The organism is Actinomadura sp. 3N508, from assembly GCF_044326375.1.
Classification (GTDB): Bacteria; Actinomycetota; Actinomycetes; order Streptosporangiales; family Streptosporangiaceae; genus Spirillospora.
Genome location: NZ_JBIRAX010000009.1, coordinates 262,441 through 284,676 on the forward strand (window position 1 = coordinate 262,441; position 22,236 = coordinate 284,676).

Genomic DNA, 22,236 nt, shown 5'->3' on the forward strand with positions numbered 1-22,236 from the left:
AGTTCATCACGATCCGGCCGTTTCCGTCCCCGCCCTGTTCGCATTGGGCCGAAAGGGTCGGAAGTGTCGCAGGGGGTCCAGGCAGATTCGAAACGTTCCAGCTATATCCCCGATGTCAGGGTCCGATCGCATTCACGTTCGCGATTTGTGACATGATCAACCGTTTCCCTTGCCGAGCGGGGGCGGCCAGGTTATGTTGACCCGGATTCCGAGCGTCCTCACCCCCCGGTGGAGCTGGTTCCTTGCCTGAACGCGATGCAGAGGAATGGCGGGTCGAAAATCCGTCATTGCGTAATGAAGTCGGTGCCGACGTGTCCGGTTCGGTGGTTCAGGCGGGCACCGTCCACGGCGGGATACATCTGCACGCGAACACCGGGTATCCGGCCGTGCCCGCGCAGTTGCCGGCCTCGCGCCCTTACTTCACCGACCGCGCTCGGGAACTGGAAATGCTCCGGCGGCTGGGCGATGCCGCGCGCGAGCAGGCGGCCGTCATCGTCATCAGCGGTGTCGGCGGCGTCGGGAAGACGTCGCTGGCGCTGGCATGGCTGCATCGCGTCGTCGCGGAATTCGTCGACGGGCAGCTTTTCGCCGACCTCCGCGGCTTCTCCGCCGGGGCGCCCGCGACGCCGAGCGAGTCACTCGGACGGTTCCTGCGGGCCCTCGGGGTGGCGCCGGAGGCGGTGCCCGCCGACCTCGACGAGCAGGCCGCGCTGTTCCGCACGCTCACGGCGGAACGCAGGTTGATCATTCTGCTGGACAATGCCGCGTCCGCGGCCCAGGTCCGGCCGCTGCTGCCGGGGCGCGGGCCCTCGGTGGTGGCGGTGACGTCCCGGCGGCGGCTGTCGGGGCTGGCGGTCGACGGCGCGTCCTTCCTGCCGCTGGACCCGCTGGACGAGACCGGGGCCGTCGAGCTGCTCGACCGGATGCTCGGCACCGGCCGGACGGCGGCCGAACCGCAGGCCGTCCGGTCCCTGACCGCCCTGTGCGGGCGGCTCCCGCTGGCGCTGTGCACGTCCGCGGCCCGGCTCGCGACGCGCGGGCACTGGCGCATCGAGCGGCTGGTCGGGGAACTGGCCGACGAGCGGCGGCGGCTGGCCGTCCTCGGTGAGGAGGATCTGTCCGTGCAGGCCGTCTTCGACGTCACCTACCGGGATCTGCCGCCGTCCGCGGCGCGGCTGTACCGGCTGATGAGCGTCCATCCGAACGGGTGGTTCGGGCTCCCGGCGGCGACGGCCGCCGCCGGGGGAGACCCCGACGACACCGCCCGCGATCTCGACGCGCTGGTCGACGTCAACCTGGTCGACGCCGCCTCGGACGGCCGATTCCGCTTCCACGATCTCGCGCACCTGCACGCCAGATCCGTCGCGGATCAGGCCGCGCACGAGGCGGAAAAGGAGCAGGCGTTCCACCGGCTCATGGACCATTATCTGGGAATGGCGGTGGCGGCCGACCGCGCCATCATCCCGGACCGCTGGCATCTGGGCCGCAAATACCAGGAGCCACCTGCCGTCCCCTTTTCCGGGACGCCGGAGGCGATCGGCTGGATCGAAGCCGAACTGCCCCTCCTCCGCGACCTGATCGCCGATGCGCACGAGCGGGGACTGCACCGCGATACCTGGGAGATGTGCGAGGCTCTGTGGGGCGTCCTGACATTCCGCAAGCATTATGCGATCTGGATCGAGACCCATGAGAAGGGCCACGCGTCGGCCGTCGCGCTCGGCGATCCCGTCGCCCAGGCCCGGATGCTGGAGGCGCTCGCGGTCGCGCAGCTCAACCTCGGCGACTTCCCCGCGGCGGCGCGGCTCGGCCGGGAGGCGCTCGTCCTGGAACGCGACGCGGGGCACCGCGAGGGCGAGGTCACGGCGCTGGAATGCCTCGGCGTCGCGCAGATGGCGCAGGGCGATGTCGCCACCGCGACGGAGACGTTCACCCGGGCGCTCGCGGTCAGCCGCGGCGTGCCCGGGGACGCCGCCCGGAGCACGGCGATGATGACCCGCCGGCTCGGCGAGGCGCTCGTCCGCGACGGCCGGTCCGAGGCGGGAGCCGGGCGCCTGCGCGAGGCGCTGGGCTTCTTCACCGGGCGCGGCGACGACTACAACCGGGCCCGGACGCTCAGCGCCCTCGCCGAGGCGCTGCTCGCGGACGGCCTGGACGCCGAGGCGGGCGAGGCCCTCGCCGAAGCGGCGGAGGCCGCGGCCCGCGTCGGCGCCCGGCATTCCCTGGCGAACATCCACGCCGCGCAGGCGCGTCTCGCCGCCCGGCAGGGCGACCCGGCCGCCGAACGCGGCCACCTGGAGCAGGCGGCCGCGGTCTTCGAGGAGCTCGGCTCCTACCAGGCGCGGGCGATCAGGGAACGGCTGGCGGAACTCGGCGGACCGTGATCCGCATGGACGCGAGCGCATCCGCGCAGCGTCCGGACACGAGCCACGCGTGCACGAACGACGCGAACCAGACGGCCTCCGCGGCTTCCCTTGTGAAGACCGCGTCCGGCGCGTCCCGGACCGTGATGGTGCAGAGCCCCGCCGGTTCCATCGCGCAGATGACCAGCCCGGAGAACCCCTTGGGAGGGCGGCCGTTGCCATGCAGCAGCACGTCCGCGACCGACCCCCAGCCGGCGTCTTCGCCGTCGTGGAGGCAGACCGCCAGGTGCTCGTCCAGCAGTGGCCCCGACGCGGGCGGTTCGTCCGTGACGGAGGAGCGGGTCAGCGTCAGGCACAGCTGGTCGTGCGGCCCTTTCGCCGTGACGCGAGCGTCGCCGCCGTCCAAGACGGGCGATGGTGTGAGGCGCGCCCGCACGAGGCTCGCATGCCCGGGAAGCGCGCTCATGAGAGCCCGCTCCGCTCCCGCTGGGACGTGATCAGCTCCGGTAGCGGAACCGGCTCGGCCACCGGCGGCTCCGCCGGTTCCTCGATGCCCATCAGCCCGTACATCTCGCGCCGCAGCAGGACGGCCGCCCGCCCCGGCTCCGAGGTCAGCCGCCCGCACAGCGGAACCCGGGAGCACGGGCTCGCGATGGCGTCCTCGACCTGCGGGAGGAGCGGGCGGTGCGGAGCCAGGTGCGGCGCGCACCGTCCCAGCAGGTCGCTCAGCGACCCCGGCACCACCTCGTCGGCCGGGAACGCGCCGAGCAGCACGGGAACCCCCGCCGCCGCGCCGTAGGTGGTGACCGACCCGTGGTCGCCGATCACCAGGTCGGCCGCCGCCAGCGCCGCGCGCCAGCCCTCATGGAAGGGCAGCAGCCCGACACCGAGCCGCAGGCAGTCGTCGAACCAGGCCCTGAGCTGCCGGAACCCGTGCCAGCCCCAAACGACCGGATGGACGGCCATCACGATGCGGTACCGCTCGGACGGCAGATCGAGCGCGAGCTGCCGCACCAGATCGCGGTGCCGGCCGAGCAGCGCCCGCGACCCCCAGGTGGAAGAGACGACGACGAGCCGCCGCCCGTCCGCGACCCCGAACGCGTCGCGGTGCCGGTCGCGGAACGGGAGGCTGGCCACGAGACGGTCGTAGGCGGGGTCGCCGGTGATCCGCGCCACGGGCAGCGCCTCGGGGCAGATCCGCTCCAGCGCCGCCAGGTGCTCGCGGTGCGCGAAGGCGAGCACGGACGGGATGACCCGCCCGCCCGCGACGATCCCCTCCCGGCGCAGCCCCGCGATCGGCGGCGCCGCCGCCGGACCGGCGCCCTCCCACCGGCGCCCCAGCTTCGCCGGGCCCACGCCGTGCTGGAGCATGAGCACCGGCGCGTGGATCCGCTCCAGCGCCCCGTCGCCCGCCGCGACCGCCAGGTCGAACCGTGTCTGGGCCGCCTGCTCGAACGGGATGACGACCGCGCCGGACGCGGCGAGATGGCGGGCCGTCCCCGCCGTGAGCGCCGACGACGGCGCCACCGTGTAGACGGTTTGGAGCCGCCGGTCCCGCTCGACCAGCGGCGCGACGTCGGCGAGCCTGGTCGCCGACGTCAGATGGTGGACGACCATCAAGACCGTCCGGAGCCCCGAAAGCGTCGCACCCTTCCCGTTGTCCAGCCCGAACGGTCCAACGGACCACCCGTCGACTGACATCTGCATGTCCCCCTTGCCCCGATTGACGCGGCGACCTGGATGACCGCCTCGAAGCCAAGGTGCGTGCCGGTGCTTGACGGGCTCCTTGCAGGGAACGGGATGCCGCGATTGCACCCCAGGTGGGAGCGGGATTGGTGACCGCGACAAAGAACCGGGATGAAACTCTCATGAGATCCATCCCGGTTCATTTGTCACCAAATGAAAATCGGCAGCACGGAGTGCTCCTTAATCTATTGCCGAGACATTCGCAAATGCGGCTGCACGTGCACGAAAGTCGTAACTGGTCAGCGCCCGAAGTTCCCTGGGGGTCGAGCTTGCCCCATCCTAGCCGTTTCTGGAGTGGCTTGGGTTGCTTCCGGGGGCTATTGGGGCCTTGTGTGAGAAGTCCGTTTGGGGCGCATCGGTCCGGGCGTCTCCGGCGAAACGGTCACCAAGGGCTGAGTTTAAGGGTTTCGGACGATGGCCGCGAGAGCGTATAAGTCGAACATTTGTTCCCGGTGAACAATGTGGATTTATACCAGTAGCTCCCTTTTGCTGGCCAGCGGGCTGGTAACTAGTTAATTGGTGTGAGACCTTCCGTATCGGGGTCAGACGGAGGGAATGATGGAGGAGGTCGCGCTCCTCGGTCCGGTCGAGTTGAGCGTGCACGGCCGCCGGCTGGACGCCGGCTCGCCGAAGGAGAGCTGCGTGCTCGCGGTCCTGTCCGTCGAGTGCGGTCACACCGTCTCCGCGGACACCCTCGCCGCCAGGATCTGGGGGCAGGACCCACCGGCGCAGGCGAGGGCGACGCTGACGAGCTACCTGTCCCGGCTGCGCCGCCGGCTCAAGGACGCGGGCGCGGGCAACGTGCTGCTGGGGCATGGCCCGGGCGGCTACGTCCTCACCCTCGATCCCGAGGCGGTCGATCTCCACCGGTTCCGGCGGCTGCGCCGCCAGGCGCGCGCCATCGCCGACAGCGGGGACGACGAGCACGCCCGCGCGCTGCTCATCGAGGCGGAGGCGCTCTGGCGCGGTGACGAGCCGCTCGCCGGGCTGCCCGGCGACTGGGCGCGCGACCTGCGCACGAGCCTGCGCGAGGAGCTCCACGTCGCGAAGCTGGAGCGGATGGAGGCGGAGCTGCGGCTGGGCCTGCACGACGCCGTCGTCGGAGATCTGGCCCGGCTCACCGCCGCGAATCCGTTCGACGAGCGCGTCGCGGCGCTGCTCATGACCGCGCTGTACCGGTGCGACCGCCACGCGGACGCGCTCGCCGTCTACCGGCGCGTGCACCGGCTGCTCGCCGACGAGATGGGCACCGAACCGGGGGACCGGTTGAGCGACCTTCACGAGCGGATCCTCCGGCGCGACCTCGATCTGGCGGCGACCCCGCGCTACCGCCGCGCCGCCCCGCCCTCCGCGGCCGCACCGTCCGGTCCCGGCGCCGCCCCGCAGCCCACCGCGCTGTTCCCGGACGGCCTGCTGCCGCCCGACATCGCGGACTTCACCGGACGGGACGCGGAACTCGACGTCCTCACCCGTCCGCCCACCGACGCCGGGGAGGCCCCCGCGCGGATCTCGGTCATCACCGGCCTCGCCGGGGTCGGGAAGAGCGCGCTCGCCATGCGCGCGGCGCGGATGCTCGCGCACCGGTATCCGGACGCCCAGCTCTACCTGCACCTGCGCGGGCACGACCCGGACCGGCCGCCGATGTCGCCGCACGCCGCGCTCGCCGAACTGCTGCCGCAGCTCGGCGTCCCGGCCAAGCGGATCCCGGCCGATCTCGAAGGCCGGGTCGCGCTGTGGCGGCGGGAACTGGGCGGGCGGCGCGCGATCGTCGTCCTGGACGACGCCACCGGCGTGGCACAGATCAGCGCGATCACCGGCGCCAGACCGGCCCGGTTCCTCATCACGAGCAGGCGGCGGCTGGCCGGGCTCCCCGGCGCGAGCTACCTGCCACTCGACGTTCTCGGCATGGACGAGGCACGCGCCCTCGTCCGCGGCATCGCCGGCGACCGTCTCACCGCCGGAACGGTCGACGACATCGTCCGCCGGTCCGGGCGGCTGCCGGTGGCGCTGCGCGTGGCCACCGGACGCGCCGTGACGAGCCCGCAGGACGACCACCTCGACGGCGCGGCGCTCCCCGAAGAGGACGAGAACCCGGCCGAGGCGGCGTTCGAGCTCTCCTACCGCGCCCTCACCGGCGGCCAGCGGACGGTCTTCCGGCGGCTCGGCCTGAGCCCGTGCGCGGAGACCGGATCGCGGGCGGCCGCCATCCTGAGCGGATGCCCGGCCGAGGTCGTGGACGACGCCATCGAGACCCTGCTGGATCACCACCTGGTGGACGAGCACCGGCCTGGCCGGCTGTCCATGCACGACCTCGTCCGCGCCTTCGCCCGGTCCCGCGCGTTCGCCGAGGACTCCAACGGGGACCGGAGGCGTGCCCTCGGGCGCCTGCTGAACCATTTCCTCGCGAGTGCCCTTCGCGCGGATCGCGTCCTGCATCCGCACCGGCGCAGGCTTCCCATTCCGGACGGGACGGCGGCGGACGAGACCGCGCCGCCGAGCACTGACGAGGCCCAGGCGTGGATGAAGGAGGAATGGCGTAACGGCCTTGCCCTGGCGCACCACGCCATCGCACGCGAAAGGAAGCAGGACGGCGTACTGCTGGTGCATCTCTTCTCCCGCTACCTGGAGGTGCACGGACACCATGACTCCGCCGGCGAAGCCCAGGAAGAGGCCCTCCGCGCGGCGCGCGAACTCGGCGACGCGGCGTTCACCGCGCAGACGCTGTACGAATTGAGCGTCACCAACGCGCGCACGGGACGTTTCACCGAGGCACTCGAAGCCGCCGAACAGGCGCTCGCGCTGAACCGGGCCGCGGACGACCGGCCCGCCACCGCCGAGGTCCTCGACCGGATGGGCATCTACCTGCTCGCGACCGGCCGTTTCCGTGAGGCACTCGCGCACTGCCAGGAATCCCGCGGAATCCACCGGGGGCTCGGTAACCGGCACGGTGAGGCGGAGGCGATCGACCATGCGGGAATGGCGCTGTGGTATCTCGGCCGCTACGAGGAGGCCATGGTCCACATGCGGACTTCGCTCGACGGGTACCGGCGCACCGGGGACGAGCGCGGTGAGGCGGCGGCGCTGAACAATCTCGGCGAAGTGCAGCGGCAGCGCGGCTACCACCGCGACGCCGTCCGGCATTACCTGGAGGCGGCCCGCGTGTTCGGCCGGATCGACGAAGGCCGCAACAACGCCATTCTCAAGAGCAACATCGGGAACGTCCACCTGTACAAGGGCGAATACCAGGAGGCGCTGCGCTGCCATCGCGAGGCGATCGCCGTGTTCCGCGCGACGGGGGAACGGCGGAACATCGCCGACACGCTGAACAGTCTCGGCGTGACGTATCTGCTGATGGACCGTCCGACGGAGGCGCTCGTCCACCATCAGGACGCGGAACGGCTGGCACGCGAGGTCGGCGACCCGCATCAGCGCGTGCGGGCCTTGCTGGGCGCCGGGGACGCGCACCGCGCCTCCGGCCGCTACTCCACGGCGCTCGACCATTACAAGGAGGCGCTCACCCTCGCCCGCGACATCAGCGACCCGTACGGGGAGGGAAAGGCGCACGAGGGGATCGCCGGCGCGGTCCTGCAACTCCGGGGCGCCGACGCCGCCCGGATTCATTGGCGGCAGGCCCTCGACCTGTTCGAGATGCTCGACGTTCCGGAGGCCCGGTCGATCGCGATCCGGTTGCAGATGGTGGACGGCGTCGCGTCCTGAACCGCCCGGACCCGGCCCCCGCGAACGGGGGATTTCCACGCCGATTGTGGCGTTTCGCTCTTCCCGTGCGGGTGATCGCGCGTGATCCGTTCCGTCCGATGACTTTCCGCCGGGTGGCTGGTCCACAGAACAAGGGCCATCACCACGATAGGAGCGCGGATGCACGAGAAGGCGGATGCGCAGCGGCCCGTTTTCCTGGACGGCGGGCTGATGGAGCGCGCGATCGGCTTCGCGCTGACGTCCGTCCAGGTGGTCACGCCGGGCATGATGTCCCGGCCCACACCGTGCGCGTCGTGGAATCTGGAGAAGCTGCTGCTGCATCTCCGCGACTCGCTCGGCGCGCTGCACGACGGCATCAGCCTCGGGCGCGTCGCCATGCTGCCGGAGCCGCCCGCACCGGACGAGGATCTGGTGTCGGCGGTGCGGGTGCGCGCCGTCCGGCTGCTGCGCGCGTCGCTCTCGCCGGGCCCGGTCGAGGTCGGCGACCGCCACCTGGACGGCCACCTGATGGCCGCCGCCGGGGCGATCGAGGTGGCCGTCCACGGCTGGGACATCGCGCAGGCGTCGGGCCAGGGCTCGCCCATCCCGGCGGAACTTGCAGAAGAACTGCTGAGGATCTGCCCGCTGGTGATCCCCGAGGCGCCGCGCCACCCGCTGTTCGCCGACCCCGTCGAGCCCGCCCCGGACGCCGCCGCCGGTGACCGCCTGGTCGCCTTCCTCGGCCGCCGCCCCCTCCCCTGAGACCGGGCTCAGGGGAGGGGGCGGCCCTGCTCAGGCCGCCTGGGACGCGGCGTCGATCCGCTCCTTGTCCTGCCGGCGCCGGTTCTCCGGCTTCAGCGCCGGGTTCCCTGACCCGTGGTCGATACCGGCGATGTCGGTCCCCGGCGGGACGACCTCGTCGATCGCGTCCAGGACGGCCGCGTCGAGCCGGACGTCGGCACCGGCGAGCAGGTCGTCCAGCTGCTCCGGCGTCTTCGGCCCGATGATCGTCGAGGTGACGGCGGGATGCTCGGTGACGAACCCCAGCGCCAGGTGCGTCAGCGACAGCCCGGCGCTCTCGGCGATCTTCGTGAGGCGTTCGACGGCGTCGTAGCGGACGGCGGCGCTCGGGTCCACGTCCACCGCGCGCCGCTCCCACGCCGGGTGCGAGCCCCCGGAGAACCGCGAACCGGCCGGGGCCTGCTCGCCGCGCCGGTACTTGCCGGTCAGCCAGCCGCCCGCCAGCGGGCTCCACGGGATGACGCCCATGCCGTGCCGCAGCGCCGCGGGCAGCATGAACTCCTCGTTCGCCCGCGCGAAGATCGAGTACTGCGGCTGCTCGGTGACGAACCGCGCCGTGCCGCGCCGCTCCGCGACCCACTGGGCCTCGACGATCTGATCGGCCGGGTAACTCGACGAGCCGATGTAGAGCACCTTCCCCTGGCGGACGAGATCGGTCAGCGCCTCAAGCGTCTCCTCCAGATCGGTGTCCCAGTCGCGGCGGTGCATCTGGTACAGGTCGATGTGGTCGGTGTCGAGGCGGCGCAGGCTGTCCTCGACCGCCTGGACGATCCATCGCCGCGACCCGCCGCGCCTGGTGCGGTCCTCGTCCAGCGGGAAGAAGAACTTGGTCGCGAGGACGACCTCGTCCCGGCGCCCCTTGATGGCGCGGCCGACGAGCCGCTCGCTCTCCCCGGCCGAATACATGTCGGCGGTGTCGATGAAGTTGATCCCGGCGTCCAGCGCGCGGTGGACGATGCGCTCGACCTCGTCGTAGTCGGGGTTGCCGACCTCACCGAACATCATCGCGCCAAGGGTCTGGGTGCTGACCTCGACGCCGGTCCGGCCGAGCTTGCGGTACTGCATGACAGATCACTCCCTATATGGCGATCGCCCCTCGAACGGCCGATCGCGCTCGAAGCTACGAGCTGGAGCGCACTCAAGGTCAAGCAACACTTCTGCGATGTTTCCGGCAGGCGTCCGGCATGGCACCGGAAAATCTCCCCAATCCCCACCACCACGGCCCGCGGCCGGGGTTTCGCGCCCCGCCCGCCGGGCAGTCCACCCCACGTGATGATCATGGACGGACCGCCCGAACTCGGCCTGGAGGTACTCGGCGTCGAGGGCGGGATCACCGCGGCGACACCGGTCCTGAGCCTGCGCGTCGGGCTCCGCCGGACGGACGGCGGACCCGTCCAGTGCGTGCTGCTCACCACGACCGTGACCGTCGCACCCGCCCGCCTGTCGTGGGCACGCGTCGGCGCCACCGTCCCGACCTTCCGCGGCGGGACGGAGCTGACCCTCACACTGCCCTGCCGGAACGGCATGCGCGCCGCCGTCGAAGACCACCTCCCCTCCCTGAACAACGGCGGCGTCCCCCTGGACCTGGCCTTCGACGGAACGGTCTTCTACCCCGGCGAGAACGGCACGCCCCGCACCGGCCAGGCCCCCTGGCGCCACGAGACGACCGCGCTGCTGCCGGTCGAGACGTGGCGGACCCTCATGACCGTCCCCGCCCTCCGCAGGCAGACCGCATGAACGTCCCCGGACGGAACCGTCCGGGGAATCGACAGGGGAGGGAGTGAAAATGAGAAAAGGAAACCGCATCGGCCGGGGTGTGACCCGCCTGATGATCGCGCTGTTCGCGCTCGCCGCGATCGCCGTCATCGTCAAGGAACTGCCGGCGCCGAGCCGCCGTCGCAGCGCGAAGAAGTCCAGGTGACGAGGCTTCACGCATGACGACGATCGACCGGCAGCTGGTCGGCTACCTCAAGGACGCGCACGCGCTGCAGCAGCATGTGCAGGCCGCGCTGAGCGAGATGCTGACCACGGCGGCGAACGAGCCGGAGATGTGCAGGCCGCTCGGCCACTACGCCGAGCGGTCCCGCGCCCACACGCGGGCCATCGAGGACCGGCTGCACGCCCACGGTTCGGCGCCGTCCATCGTGCGGGACGCCGGGATGCTGTTCGCGGCGGTGGTCGAGGGCGGGCTCGGCCGCAGCCGCCGCGACCCCGCCGGCAAGCACATGCGCGACGCCTACGTCGCCGCCCACCTGCAGATCGCCGCGGGGGAGATGCTGCGGCGCGTCGCCGAACGCGCCGGCGACCGCGAGACGGCGGCGGCCGCCGCGGCGATGTGCGACGACGCGTACGCGATGTCGGAGGAGCTGTCCGCCCGCTGGGACCTGGCCGTGGAGATGTCACTGAGACAGCACGGCGTCAAGGACATCCCGCCCCCGCCCGCCTTCTGACGGTCACCCGGCTCGGCAGGTGTGGGCGTCCAGCCGCGCCTTGGCTTCCTGGTACTGCCGCTCCACGAACCCCTTGCGCAGGTGGCTGCCCCAGCGGAACTCCTCCTCATGCCCGCACTTCTCGCAGACGAGCTCCTCGAACTCCGCGGGACGAGACTCGACCAGGTTCACCGAGTGCTTGGCGACGATCGGCATCCCGGCACCGTTTCCCGTGATGCCCATCTCGTCCGACGCGATCCCGCCGACGTAGTACCCGGTCGCGGCCCCGACGACCGCGAGCGGAATCAGCAAGGCCAGCGCGGCACCACCGATCACAAAGCACCCGACGACACTCGCAACAAGCACAGCGAGGCCCGTCCAGGCGATAGCCCGCCAGCGCACCTGCCTGCGCCGCGCGCCCGCGACGCTGTGCACGGTGAACTCCAGCTTCTTCCGGCACTGCCGGCACGTCACCTTCCACGTTTCCGCGGGCTCCCCGTCCTCCGGACGGACGATCACATGCTCCTCACCCTTGTAATCCCACGAAACCGTGCTGGGACCACTCGGCTTACCAACGAAGTTCTTTCTGTGCGCGAAAACGACCTTCTGATTGCGATCGATGGCGAGCGGCATCCAAAAACCCTCTCCAAGCGTCCCCGCGGGCGATTCCCGGCGAGGGAACGCCTGAATTTTCCGGACCAGCCCCGAAGATCGTCAAGCCCCACCCGCCCCACCCAGCGGACCAGCTACGGCCACCGCCCGCCGCGCGCCACGTGCTACGACAGCCCATAGCCTTCGTGTCGTGACCTGCTCCCGTTGGGAAGATCTCCCTGCTTCGCTGCGAATCGCCGTGAGCCGCCGCGTCGGGGAGGTCTTCTCGGCGGAACCAGCCCGACCTGGGCTCGGTGCAGAAATCGTCGCCATTCTGCGTACCGCGAATGACCCGGTCTTTTTGAAGGGCATTCACCTTGGCGGGCGGCGGGCCGAGGTTCGGCGCATTGAGGTCAAGGTGCAGCCCTACCTTCCTCGGATCGCTCCGAGGCTGCTCGGGCACATCGAAGCGTCCGGGTGGCTGCTGCTCTTGTTCGAGTACGTCCACGGCCGCCACGCCGATCTCGGGGCCGAGTCGAAGGACCTGCCCGACATCGCGAGACTCGTCACTGACCTCTCGCAGGTGCGCCGTCCCCGCCTTCCCGTCCTGCCGGTGGAACGACGATGGGCGCCATTCGCGGACGGACTCAACCTGCGACTACTTGAAGGCGACACGCTCGTCCACACGGACCTCACCGCCGGGAACATCCTGGTGGGCGAGCGCTTGCGGGTCGTCGACTGGGCCTGGCCGACCCGGGGCGCCGACTGGCTCGATACCGCTTCATTGGTGGTCCGGCTCATCCAAGCCGGGCACCCGCCCGGACAAGCCGAGGAGTGGGCCCGACAGATCCCGGCATGGCGAAACGTCACCGACGCCGCACTGTCGGTGTTCCTCCGAACCCGGCTCTCACTAGCCGAACACCAGCCACACGCAGACGTCCACACCGCTCTCGCGAGCTGGCAAGAACACCGGTCGAAGACCGACTCCTAGACGTCGAGTTCGCCGGTGGTGACTCGCTTGGCCAGGTGGCGCCAGGTGTTGGGGGTGAGGAGGAGCTTGGGACCGTGGGGGTTCTTGGAGTCGCGGATGGCGACTAGCCCGGGGAGGCTGGCGATTTCGACGCAGTCGTTTCCGTTGGGACTGCTCCGGCTGGACTTGCGCCAACTGGCTTTGGAGAGGTCATTGCGCAGACTCATGAGCTTGCCGGTACTCCTTGGCAACGGTGGCGATCAGTGTGGCCGAGTCCTCCTGGGACAGGGCCTGGTCGCATATGCGGTCAAACCTCACATTACAACGGGCGACTTGTCCGACGTCTTCGATGTAGATTCCGCCGCCCATGTCCTCCAGGTAGACGACGTCCTGGTCGAGTTCGCCAGGGAAACTCAGGATGACGAAGGTCCCGTCCATCCCCGCGTGTTCGCCCTCCGCGACAGGTAGGACACGGACGCTGATGTTCGGCTTGCGGGCAGCGTTCACCAATTCCTCAAGCTGACGTGCCATGACCTCGGGGCTGCCGACCATGCGCCGCAGGATGGCCTCATCCAGCACAACGGTGAAGGACGGAGCGTCCTGCCGTTCCAGGATCGTGCGCCGGGCCATTCGTGCTTGGAGCCGCCTCAGCATGACCTCTTCGGAGTCTTCGGGACTCCGGATACGGAGGAGGGCGAGCGCATAGTCGTTGGTCTGGAGAAGCCCGGGGACGCACTGGACCTGCCAGCTGCGGATCTGGGATGCGTCATCCTCCAGTTCGGCGAACGAACCGGCAAGGACGTCGGTGAACGCCGACCACCAGCCGCGCTTGCGGATGTCTCGGGCGAGCTGCATGAGAGCCAGCTTGACGGCCTCGTCGCCGCCGTACAGGTCGAGCATCGCTTCGACGTCCGCCGGCTTGGGGCGTGTCCTCGCCGTCTCAAAACGGACGAGCTTCGGGCGGCTCCAGCCGAGCGCGGCCGCGGCTCTCTCCATGGAGAGCCCGGCCTGTACACGTATTTCGCGGAGCTGGCGGGCGAGGCGACGATGCCTGACTGTTGGACTCTGCGCGTTCGGCATGTCGCTCAGTGTGGCAGCACGAAAATGATCACGTGGCAGAACTGATGAAGAAGGTTGGATGAAAATGAACGAGTGCATAGACCGTCAACCTGATTCGGTGCATGATGTGGTCAACACGCTCTGCTGTCTCTTGATCGCCCAGAGTTGCCACAGGTGACGCGCATGCGGCGGGTCGAGTCCCGTGCCAGGGACTTGCGCGGTGAGGGAGCGCGTGCAGGACGGCGGCCAGTCCGGCGCCGTTCGCCCGAGAAAGTGTGAGGCGGTCTTGGACCGGTGGTGCCACACCGGTCCAAGACCTTGATCGGACAACGGAGGTCCGACCCATGAACGATCCTATGGACCCGCCGCGTGCCCGCGTGGCGGTACCCGTCGCGGGGGCGAAGGCGGCGGGGAGACCGGCCGACATCGTGGCCGGTGGCGCGTGTGCGTTTCAGTTGTCGCAGGACGCGACCTGCGCGTCTCGAGCGCGTTCCCTGCTGGCGGCGACGATGCGCCAGCTCGGGTTCCCGGAGGAGCCGATCGAGGACGCCCAGCTCGCCGTGTCCGAGCTGGCCACGAACGTCCACGTCCACACGGTCAAGTCGCGCGGCGGTGCGGCCGGCCTGCCCGAGCTGTGGGTGTGGGGACGCACCTGGCCCGCGTCCGAGCTGGTCGTGTCCGTCTTCGACGTGCACCGCAATGCGTGGCCGGTGGACGCGGGCGCGGAGCTGCTCGACGAGCACGGCAAGGGCCTGACCATCGTCGCCGCCCTCACCTCCGCGACCGGTGCGCACATCACTCGCTCTCGGGTCGCGTCCGCGGTGCTGGGGAAGTGCGTGTGGTTCGCGCTGCCGGTGTCCGCGACGTGGCCCGCGCGGCGTCCGATGGCCCCTGGCCGTGCGGCGCTCTGGCTGGTCGAAGCGTTGCGGGCGCGCGGCGTCTCCGTCTCGTGGCGGAGCGACCACACCGGCGTTTCGGTCATCAACGCCGAGGCGCTCAATGTCTGGGTGGAGCCCAAGGTCTTCACGTGGCGGGACGGCGCCGACTACGTACGCCGACCGCTGGCCGATCTCCAGGAAACGGCCGAGCGGATCGTCGGCCACATCGAGACCGCGCGCGCCGCGACGTTCACCGCTTGAGGCCGTCCCGCATCCGGGGACGCGATGTGCTCCCGCAGCTCGCGTCCCCGGTCGGCGCATGGGCGGGCTCGGAGAGACACCAGAGGGATGGGACGGTTTGAGGTCGATCGTGGCGCGAGTGGTCCGGGGACTGTGGCCACGGGCTCGTCCGGCCGAGGGCGAGCCGCAGGTGGAAGCGTGGCCGGACGTCGTGTTCCTGTTCTCGGGGCTGGGGCCGCAGGCGCGCGAGGCGTTCGAGATGTTCCCGAAAGAGGCGCACGCGTGGCGGGTCCTGGCCGAGATGGAGGCCGCCCGGTCGCGGGTGTGGTCGCGGGACGGGCGGGTGTGGGACGCGGGAGTATGCGCGGGCCGGGCGATGGCGTACCGGGAGGCGGCCGAGCACGTGGAGAGCATTCTGATCGAGTCGCTCGAGCTGTGGGATCAGTATGAGCGGCAGGCCGGTGAGGACGAGTGAGCCAAGGCGGGCCGCGCGCCCGCCTTGGCTCAGCGTGCGTTCAGTGCTTGCTCTATGGCGGACAGTTTGTCGGCCAGGTGGAGTAGGGCGCCTACCGATGGGTCTTCGGCGTTTCCTGCGAGGGTTTGGGAGCGTTGGTAGGCGGCCTTGATCTCTGTCCAGCGTTCGGCCTGGGGTGAGGTGAGCTTGTCTCGGAGTTCGGAGAGTTTGAGGAGGTTCGCTTCGGCGTCCGAGGTGAGGGTTTGTGATTCGGCCTTGTAGTGGTCGTCTATGGCGGCCTCTAGCTCAGCGGCGTTCATTACCGGGAGGACGCGTTCGGCGAGCTTGTTCATGTCGCGGTAGGAGCCCTGGAGGCGGAACGGGGGCTCGGTGCGGGCGGAGTCGTCTTGGGCAGCGGACGTCATGTAGGCGCGGTTGACCTTTAGGACGATCTGCTGGATGTGGAGGAGTTTTCCTAGGACGGAGAGGATCTCGTCCAGTTCTGTTTGGGAGTAGGGGTGGGAAAGGCGGTCGGGGCGGACGGTCTCGTCGCCGGAGGCCAGGCGGACGAGGAGTTCTATGTCGGTGCGGTCGTGTGTCGTCAGGGGAGCCAGGACGGGGTTCGAGGTCAGCGCGTTCTCTATGTAGCTGAGCGCGAACAGGTCGTCCTTGCCGGACAGGACGTCTCCGAGGTTCCACACGTCGGCGCGGTTGGCGAGCATGTCGGGGATGCGGAAGCGCCGCCCGGACTCGGTGTACGGGTTTCCGGCCATGCAGACGGCGAAGCGTTTGCCGCGTAGGTCGTAGGTGCGCGCTGCTCCGTCGATGCGGCGTTGGGCGTCGCAGAGCGGGATGAACTTCTGGAGGAATTCCGGCGACGTGTGCTGGATGTCGTCCACATAGAGCATGACGTTGTCGCCCATGTCGAGAGCGAAGTTGATTTTCTCGACCTCGCGGGCGGCTGTGGCGTTCGGGGCCTTCGCGGGGTCGAGGGAAGTCACTTCGTGGCCTAGGGCGGGGCCGTCCACCTTGACGAGGGCGAGGCCCAGGCGGTCGGCGACGTATTCCATCAGGGTCGTCTTCCCGTATCCGGGCGGGGAGATGAGGAGGAGCAGGCCCATGTGATCCGTGCGTTTGCCGTCGCCTGCGGCGCCCAGTTGCTTGGCGAGATTGTCGCCGATGAGGGGCAGGTACACCTCGTCTACTAGGCGGTTACGGACGAACGCGCTCATCGTGCGTGGCTTTAGGGCGGCGATTCCTAGGCGCTGCTCCTCCGCCGCGATCAGGTCGTTGCGCTGTTTCTGATACGCGCGGAACGCCGGAACCCGTTCGGTGCGGAAATGGTGTGTGCGGGTGAGTAGCTCGTCCAGGCGGAGGCCGAGGCGGCGGTCGGTGATGCGGGGGTGGTTGCCCAGGAGATCGTCGATGGTGGCGGTCAGCGCGGCGGGGGAGTCGTAGCGGGTGACGGGGCAGAGGACGGTGGCTACGGCCTCTGGAATGTCGTCGTCGTTCTCGCTGTAGGAGTGGAGCCAGGCTTCGGTGAGTTGGTGGCGGGCGGCCAGGTCGTCACCCAGGGCGCGCAGGTCATCGTCCAGGGCGGTGCGGTGTTTCTGGCCGAAGCTCTTCAGCAGGTCGCGGGCGGCCTGGCTGGTGACGAAGCCGTCGGGGGACGTCGCCAGCTCCTCGATCAGGTACTCCGCTGCGAGCGGTGCGTCCCGTCCGGGCAGGTGTGTGCGCTCGGCGAAGGTGGTGATGGACGTCGTCAGCTCGGCTGCCAGGTCGGGGAGGGCGGCGGAGTGGCCGAACGTCCGGCGGGCGCGGACCAGGGAACGGGCGCGGGTCGTCCAGGCGATGCGGGCGGCGGGCTCGGCGCCGAACGTCCAGAAGAGCTGGGCGGCGGCGCGGGCCGGGCCCGGGTAGCGGAGCAGGCCCGCGTCGGTGTGGAGGCGCAGCAGTGTTTCCAGGATGCGGGCCGCGTCGTGGTCGTGGACGCCGCGCTCGTAGCCCTCGTCGTAGCGGTCGGCGGCCGTGTCCTGGACCAGGGCGAGCAGGTGCCCGTCCGCCGCGGCGCGTTCGAGCAGGTCGGGGGCCGTCTCCGCGAGGATCGATGTCGCCAGGTACTCGCTGCGGTACGTCTCCGGTGTTTCCGAGACCAGGGTCTGGGCCCACAGGTGGCTGGTCGCGGCGAAGGCGTCGTTCCGGACGGGGGCGCGGTAGCCGGTGCCGGTGATCGCGAAGGCGAGCGTGTCCCGGTGCGGGACGAGGGTCAGCTCGATCGGGCGGGTGTTCACGGCGAAGCGGTGGCGGCCGAGCCGGATCGTGCCGCCGTCGTCGCCGTACAGGTCCAGGCGGTCGCGGAGGGCGCGGCCCGCCTCCTGGCGGGTGGCCTTGATCCGGCCGTCCAGTTCTTCGGCGCGGACGGCGTCGTCCAAGGCGCGCAGCTCGTCGGCGATCGCGCGGAGCCGCGCCACCATGGGGTCGGTGGCGAAGTACGCGGCGACCTCGTCCGGGGACGCGAGCGCGGAGGCGCGGCGGCGGATGCCGGACAGGATGCGGTCGGCCGACTCGATGAGCCGGTCGGTGCGGCGGGCGCGCTCGTCCAGCAGTGTCTGCTTGCGGGACGAGAACGCCTCGTAGACCTCCGTGCGCTTCGTCTCCAGCTCGGCGAGGAAGTCGTCCAGGTCGGAGAAGCGGGCCTGGAGGGTTTCCAGGCGGAGGAGCAGGCGGCCGAGTTGCTCGTCGCAGTCTTCGGGTGTGGCGGCGGTGGCGAGGGCCCCGGCGATGGACTGGTCGAGCAGTGCCAGCTCGGCGGCGAACGCGGCGCGGCCCTCGCGGGCGAGGAGGTCGCGGCGCCGGTTGTCCAGGACGGCGCGGGCCCGGTTGAGGCCGCCGAGCACCTCGCCGACCCGTTCGAGGATCGCGGTGCGTGCGGTCGCGTCGGTGATGTCGAGTTCGCCGACGACCTCGGTGACGATCTCCAGGCCCTCGTGCTGCGCGTCGAGGAGGTCGGCGAGCGGTGCGGCGTCGGTGGCGGTCTCGATGGCGCGGGCTGCCTCGGTGATGCGGCCGACCTCGGCGTGGTAGCTGGTGAAGGCGTCCGCGTGCTGGAGGAACCCGACCGCGGCCTGCCCCGCGTTTCCCAGCTCGGCCTGGACGGTCGCGGAGAGCTCGTCGATCTGGGTTGTGTCGACGTACCGGAGGTCGCGGAGGGATTCCAGGCGTCCTTGGGCGCGGCGGAAATCGGAGAGCCTCGTGATCCAGGCGTCCGCGCTCTCCGGCACCTCGGCCCGCGAGCGGCGGACCAGGGCGGCGACGGCTTCGCCCGCCTCCGTCACCGACGCGGATGCCTGGCCCGTGAGGGCGCGGACCTTCTCGTACTCGTCCAGCACCTGACCGGCCGTCGCGCGGACGTCCGCCAGCGGCGCGGCCAGGTCGCCGAGGTCGTCCGCCGTGAGCCAGGGGTACAGGTCGGACGCCCGCGTGCACGCCGCGATGAGCGCCTCGAACACCGGCGTCGACGGCGACATCTCGTCCACCATCCGCGCGATGGAAAGGCACTCGGAGACTCCGCGGACCAGGTCCGGGTTCCCGATGCGCTCCAGCGGGCCCGAGCCGACGGGCTGCGCTGCGGCGTGCGCGTCGGAGGCGAACGGCGTAGCCCACACCTGCAGCGGATGGACGCGAGCGGGCTCGCCCGAGAGAGCCCGCAGGACGACCATGCTTCCGTCCCCGAACAGCGAGTATCCGTGGCATGTGATCGGTGTCGTGACCTGCTTGCGGATGACGTTGTACGGCAGCAGCAGCGACCGGCCGTCCTCGCGCGAGTGGAACACGTACAGGACGTCCTCGCCGTTGGGGGAGCGGACCGCGCGCTCGTACTCCAGCCCCCGCACGTCGGTGTCGAACGTCTTGGCCGCGCCGGTCTCCAGGTGGTAGCCGCCCGGGAAGATGATCCCGTGGTCGTCCGGCAGCCGGCGGCACGCCTGCGCGATCCCGTCGAGCCGCACGACGTCCTTCGTCCGGACGTTGAACACCAGATGCCGCCACGCCGTCTCGTTGTACGGCCGGATCCGCAGCAGGATCAGCGCCCCGACCCGCGCGTACAGGACGTCGGCGTCCGCGAGGGCCTGCAGCGGCTCGTCCACCGGCTCGGAGTAGATCCCGGCGCCGGTGCCGGTGTTGTCCTCGATCTTGACGGTGAGGGTGCCGCCGATCGTCTCGACGAACACCTCGCCGCCGATCGAGATGTGCGGATGCCGTCCGAGGACGTGGTCGTCGCGGGTCGTCTCGATCCAGTCGACGTCGTGCGGCGGCGGGAACGCGTGGTCGCGTTCGCCCTGGTTGTCCTCGTACGCGACATGGCCGTCCGGAGATGTTCGCCAGCGCAGGACGCGCAGGTCGGTCAGTCGCGGGCCGGTCTGGAACACCGCGAGCAGGCGCCCGTCGACGAGCCGCAGCTGGAGCAGCCGCGCCTGCCGGTAGTACCGGTGCATGTCGGCGAAGTCGCGCTGGAATCTCGGATCGTCCAGGAGGCCCGGCACGGCGTCCGCCCCGGCCGGGACGAACGCCGTGCCGTTCTCGCTGCGGGTGCGGCGGTGCAGGGAGAAGACGTCCTCGACCGCCGTCTCCGGCTTCAGCCCCAGGAAGACGTTGTAGCCGGTCAGCAGCACGTCGCCGAGCGCCACCACGTCGCGCGGCACGCAGCTGTGCTCCGTCCGGATCCGTCCGGTGCCCGCCGGGCGCAGCTCCGCGCCGCCGAACACCTCCAGCCGCCGGACGTTCAGCGCCTCCGCCCGCCGCGCCAGCTCCCCGGCGTGCTCGGCGAGCCGCGCCCGCAGCACCTCGTACGTGCCGTGGTCCAGCTCCCCGCCCGCCGCCGCCCCTGCGCCCGTGGCCGTCCTGGCGTCCTCAGTCAACGGATCCTCCTATCCAGCGCGTCAGTTCGGGACGGCGTTCACGGCATGGTTCGGCTCGCCGACGGTCAGCGGCGCATCCGGCAGCGGCGCGTCGGACAGCGGGGCGTCGGCGACGCCCAGGCGGCGGGCCGTGTCCAGGAGGTTCTGGAGGGCCGGGCCGTCCGGGCCGCCCGACCTGATCAGGCGGAGCAGCAGCGCGGACAGCGTCAGGTCCCGGACGCCGCCCGCACCCGCGCCGAGCGAGCCGAGGAGCTTCGCGACGTCGTCGGTGAAGCTGCCGGAGCCGTCCAGCCACGGGCCCGCGACCGCCCGCGCGACCTCGGAGTTCTGGACGAACCCGTCCACCCCCTTCCCGAGCGCGATCGACCCGACGAGCCGGTCGAAGAACACCGAGTCGCCGCCGACGATGTTGATGTCGGCGTTCTCCAGCCCGGCGGCGAGAACCCCGGCCTGGGCCTCCGCGACCTGCCGCTGCACCTCGATGCCCGCGAGACGGACGTCCTTCTCCGCCTCCAGCCGCAGCCGGTACTCCTCGTGCTGGCGGGTGGCGTCGTCGAGCGCCGCCATCGCGCCCGCCTTCTCCGTCAGGCCCTCCGCCTCCGCCTTGAGGCTCTCGCGGATCCGCGCCGCCTCGGCCAGCGCCTTCTCCCGCGCGACGGCCGCCTCCGCGCGCCCGACCTTCTCGATCGCCTCCGCGTCCCGCTCCCGGACCTGGACCTCGGCGAGCCCCGCCGCGGCGGCCTCGGCGCGCAGCCCCTCCGCCAGCCGGATCTTCGCCTGCGTGTCCAGCTCGGCGGCCTCCTGGCGGGCCTGCGCCATGGTCAGCTCCTCGCGGGCCCGGTGCTGCGCCGCGGCCTCCGCCGCCTCGGCCGCCTTGATGTCCTTGACGAGGTTCTCCTGCGCCTCCGCCTCCGCGTGGATGATCACCGACTGGCGGGCGCGCTCGGCCTCCTCGACCGCGCGGAGCCGCTTGATGCCCTCCTCCTGCTCGGCGACCGTCCGCTCCACCGCGATCCGCTCCCGGACGACGTTCGCGATCTCCCGCTTCTCCGCCTCGACCTCCTTGTCGGCGGCGATCCGGGTCAGCTCCGTCTCCCGCTCGCGGGCGATGACCTCCAGGACGCGGTCCTTCTCGATCCGCTCGCTCTCGATCGCGAGGACCCGCTCCTTGTTCTTCGCGGCGACCGACACCTCGCGTTCCTTGTTCTCGTGCTGGACGCCGAGCTGCTCGTCGGTCCGGATGTGCGCGGTCTGCGCGCGGAGCCGCTCCTCCGCCTTCACCCGCTCGATCTCCGCCTCCTCCCGCGCCCGGACGGTCTCGACCTCGCGCGCCTGCCGCAGCTCGGCGTCCGCCTGGCGGCGCTCCAGCTCGAGGATCGCCTCGCGCGCCTCCACGTTCTGGCGGGTGATCTCCTTCTCCTCGTTGCGGGCGTGCTCGTTGGTCCGGACGTGCTCGATCGCGGTCAGCTCGGTGATCTTCCGGATGCCCTGGGCGTCGAGGATGTTCGTCCTGTCCAGCGACAGCAGCGACGTCTGCTCCAGGTAGTCGATCGCCGCGTCCTCCAGGCTGTAGCCGTTCAGGTCCGTGCCGATGACCCGGATGATGTGGTCGCGGAACTCGTTGCGGCGCGTGTAGAGGTCGGCGAAGTCGAGGTGCTTGCCGACGGTCTTCAGCGCCTCGGAGAACTTCGCCGCGAACAGCTCCTGCAGCGTGTCCCGGCTGCTGGCGCGCTCGGTGCCGATCGCCTGCGCGACCTTGATCACGTCCTCGACGGTCTTGTTGACGCGGACGAAGAACGTGATGCGGATGTCGGCGCGGATGTTGTCCTTGCAGATCAGCCCGTCGCGTCCGGTGCGCTCGATCTCGATGGTCTTTACCGAGATGTCCATGAACTCGGCGCGATGCAGCACGGGCAGCACGACCGCGCCGGTGAACGTGACGTCGACCTTCCGGAGCTTGGAGATGATCAGCGCGCGGCCCTGCTCGACCTTGCGGAACAGCCGGGTCACCATCAGCATCAGGCCGAGGGCGACGAGCAGGGCGAGCGCGAGGAGCACACCGGCTCCGATCGTGATGGTGTCCATCGATATCCCTG

17 protein-coding genes are annotated in these 22,236 nt (G+C 70.7%); 9 read left to right on the forward strand and 8 right to left on the reverse strand.

The window, feature by feature from the left end; all coding sequences use genetic code 11:
• The first annotated feature begins 287 nt into the window (after positions 1–287).
• Positions 288–2,381: an ATP-binding protein gene (locus ACH34S_RS29620; protein ID WP_395956108.1), complete on the forward strand. Its 2,094-nt coding sequence runs from the start codon at positions 288–290 to the stop codon at positions 2,379–2,381.
• On the opposite strand, the gene ACH34S_RS29625 is transcribed toward ACH34S_RS29620, so the two are convergent.
• Together ACH34S_RS29625 and ACH34S_RS29630 are read right to left on the reverse strand one after the other, a co-directional pair.
• A complete protein-coding gene (locus ACH34S_RS29625; protein WP_395956109.1) occupies positions 2,347–2,826 on the reverse strand; it encodes a hypothetical protein in 480 nt (159 codons plus the stop codon). The genes ACH34S_RS29620 and ACH34S_RS29625 overlap by 35 nt on opposite strands.
• A complete protein-coding gene (locus tag ACH34S_RS29630; protein WP_395956110.1) occupies positions 2,823–4,061 on the reverse strand; it encodes a hypothetical protein in 1,239 nt (412 codons plus the stop codon). The genes ACH34S_RS29625 and ACH34S_RS29630 overlap by 4 nt, the downstream gene beginning before the upstream one ends.
• A gap of 603 nt (positions 4,062–4,664) precedes the next feature.
• On the opposite strand from ACH34S_RS29630, the gene ACH34S_RS29635 reads away from it, so the two are divergent.
• Both ACH34S_RS29635 and ACH34S_RS29640 read left to right on the forward strand, forming a co-directional pair.
• On the forward strand, positions 4,665–7,823 hold the full coding sequence (locus ACH34S_RS29635) for an AfsR/SARP family transcriptional regulator (protein ID WP_395956111.1): 3,159 nt from the start codon (positions 4,665–4,667) through the stop codon (positions 7,821–7,823).
• Positions 7,824–7,982: 159 nt separating this feature from the next.
• Positions 7,983–8,564, forward strand: a complete 582-nt coding sequence (locus ACH34S_RS29640) for a TIGR03086 family metal-binding protein (protein WP_395956112.1) — start codon at positions 7,983–7,985, stop codon at positions 8,562–8,564.
• Positions 8,565–8,594: 30 nt separating this feature from the next.
• On the opposite strand, the gene ACH34S_RS29645 is transcribed toward ACH34S_RS29640, so the two are convergent.
• The gene (locus tag ACH34S_RS29645; RefSeq protein WP_395956113.1) at positions 8,595–9,668 is read right to left on the reverse strand and encodes an aldo/keto reductase; all 1,074 of its coding nucleotides are present in this window, start codon (positions 9,666–9,668) and stop codon (positions 8,595–8,597) included.
• 213 nt (positions 9,669–9,881) lie between these two features.
• Between ACH34S_RS29645 and ACH34S_RS29650 the strand changes: the two genes are divergently transcribed.
• From ACH34S_RS29650 to ACH34S_RS29660, 3 genes are read left to right on the forward strand one after another with little or no spacing between them, the layout of a single operon-like run.
• A complete protein-coding gene (locus ACH34S_RS29650) occupies positions 9,882–10,340 on the forward strand; it encodes a DUF6084 family protein (RefSeq protein WP_395956114.1) in 459 nt (152 codons plus the stop codon).
• A 49-nt stretch (positions 10,341–10,389) separates the two neighbouring features.
• Positions 10,390–10,524 (forward strand): hypothetical protein, encoded by a 135-nt coding sequence (locus ACH34S_RS29655; RefSeq protein ID WP_395956116.1) that lies wholly within the window; start codon positions 10,390–10,392, stop codon positions 10,522–10,524.
• A 13-nt stretch (positions 10,525–10,537) separates the two neighbouring features.
• Positions 10,538–11,053 carry a DUF892 family protein gene (locus ACH34S_RS29660; RefSeq protein ID WP_395956117.1) on the forward strand — a complete coding sequence of 172 codons (516 nt, stop codon included), beginning with the start codon at positions 10,538–10,540 and terminating at the stop codon, positions 11,051–11,053.
• A gap of 3 nt (positions 11,054–11,056) precedes the next feature.
• Here the strand turns inward: ACH34S_RS29660 and ACH34S_RS29665 are convergent, their stop codons facing one another.
• Complete coding sequence (locus ACH34S_RS29665) at positions 11,057–11,551, reverse strand: hypothetical protein (protein WP_395956118.1); 495 nt, start codon at positions 11,549–11,551, stop codon at positions 11,057–11,059.
• 283 nt (positions 11,552–11,834) lie between these two features.
• Here ACH34S_RS29665 and ACH34S_RS29670 point away from each other — a divergent pair, with 283 nt between their 5' ends.
• Entirely contained in the window at positions 11,835–12,614 is a 780-nt protein-coding gene (locus tag ACH34S_RS29670; protein ID WP_395956119.1) for a hypothetical protein, read from the forward strand.
• Here the strand turns inward: ACH34S_RS29670 and ACH34S_RS29675 are convergent.
• Positions 12,611–12,820 (reverse strand): DUF397 domain-containing protein, encoded by a 210-nt coding sequence (locus ACH34S_RS29675; protein ID WP_395956121.1) that lies wholly within the window; start codon positions 12,818–12,820, stop codon positions 12,611–12,613. The two genes, ACH34S_RS29670 and ACH34S_RS29675, sit on opposite strands and share 4 nt — an antisense overlap.
• Positions 12,804–13,673, reverse strand: coding sequence for a helix-turn-helix domain-containing protein (locus ACH34S_RS29680; protein WP_395956122.1), 870 nt, complete (start codon positions 13,671–13,673; stop codon positions 12,804–12,806). The genes ACH34S_RS29675 and ACH34S_RS29680 overlap by 17 nt, the downstream gene beginning before the upstream one ends.
• A gap of 323 nt (positions 13,674–13,996) precedes the next feature.
• Here ACH34S_RS29680 and ACH34S_RS29685 point away from each other — a divergent pair, with 323 nt between their 5' ends.
• Both ACH34S_RS29685 and ACH34S_RS29690 read left to right on the forward strand, forming a co-directional pair.
• Positions 13,997–14,791: an ATP-binding protein gene (locus ACH34S_RS29685; RefSeq protein ID WP_395956123.1), complete on the forward strand. Its 795-nt coding sequence runs from the start codon at positions 13,997–13,999 to the stop codon at positions 14,789–14,791.
• 169 nt (positions 14,792–14,960) lie between these two features.
• Positions 14,961–15,245, forward strand: a complete 285-nt coding sequence (locus ACH34S_RS29690; protein WP_395956125.1) for a hypothetical protein — start codon at positions 14,961–14,963, stop codon at positions 15,243–15,245.
• A 29-nt stretch (positions 15,246–15,274) separates the two neighbouring features.
• Here the strand turns inward: ACH34S_RS29690 and ACH34S_RS29695 are convergent, their stop codons facing one another.
• Positions 15,275–20,140 (reverse strand): DNA repair ATPase, encoded by a 4,866-nt coding sequence (locus ACH34S_RS29695; RefSeq protein ID WP_395956127.1) that lies wholly within the window; start codon positions 20,138–20,140, stop codon positions 15,275–15,277.
• Between the two features lie 21 nt (positions 20,141–20,161).
• On the reverse strand, positions 20,162–22,225 hold the full coding sequence (locus ACH34S_RS29700; RefSeq protein WP_395956128.1) for a flotillin family protein: 2,064 nt from the start codon (positions 22,223–22,225) through the stop codon (positions 20,162–20,164).
• Positions 22,226–22,236 lie beyond the last annotated feature (11 nt).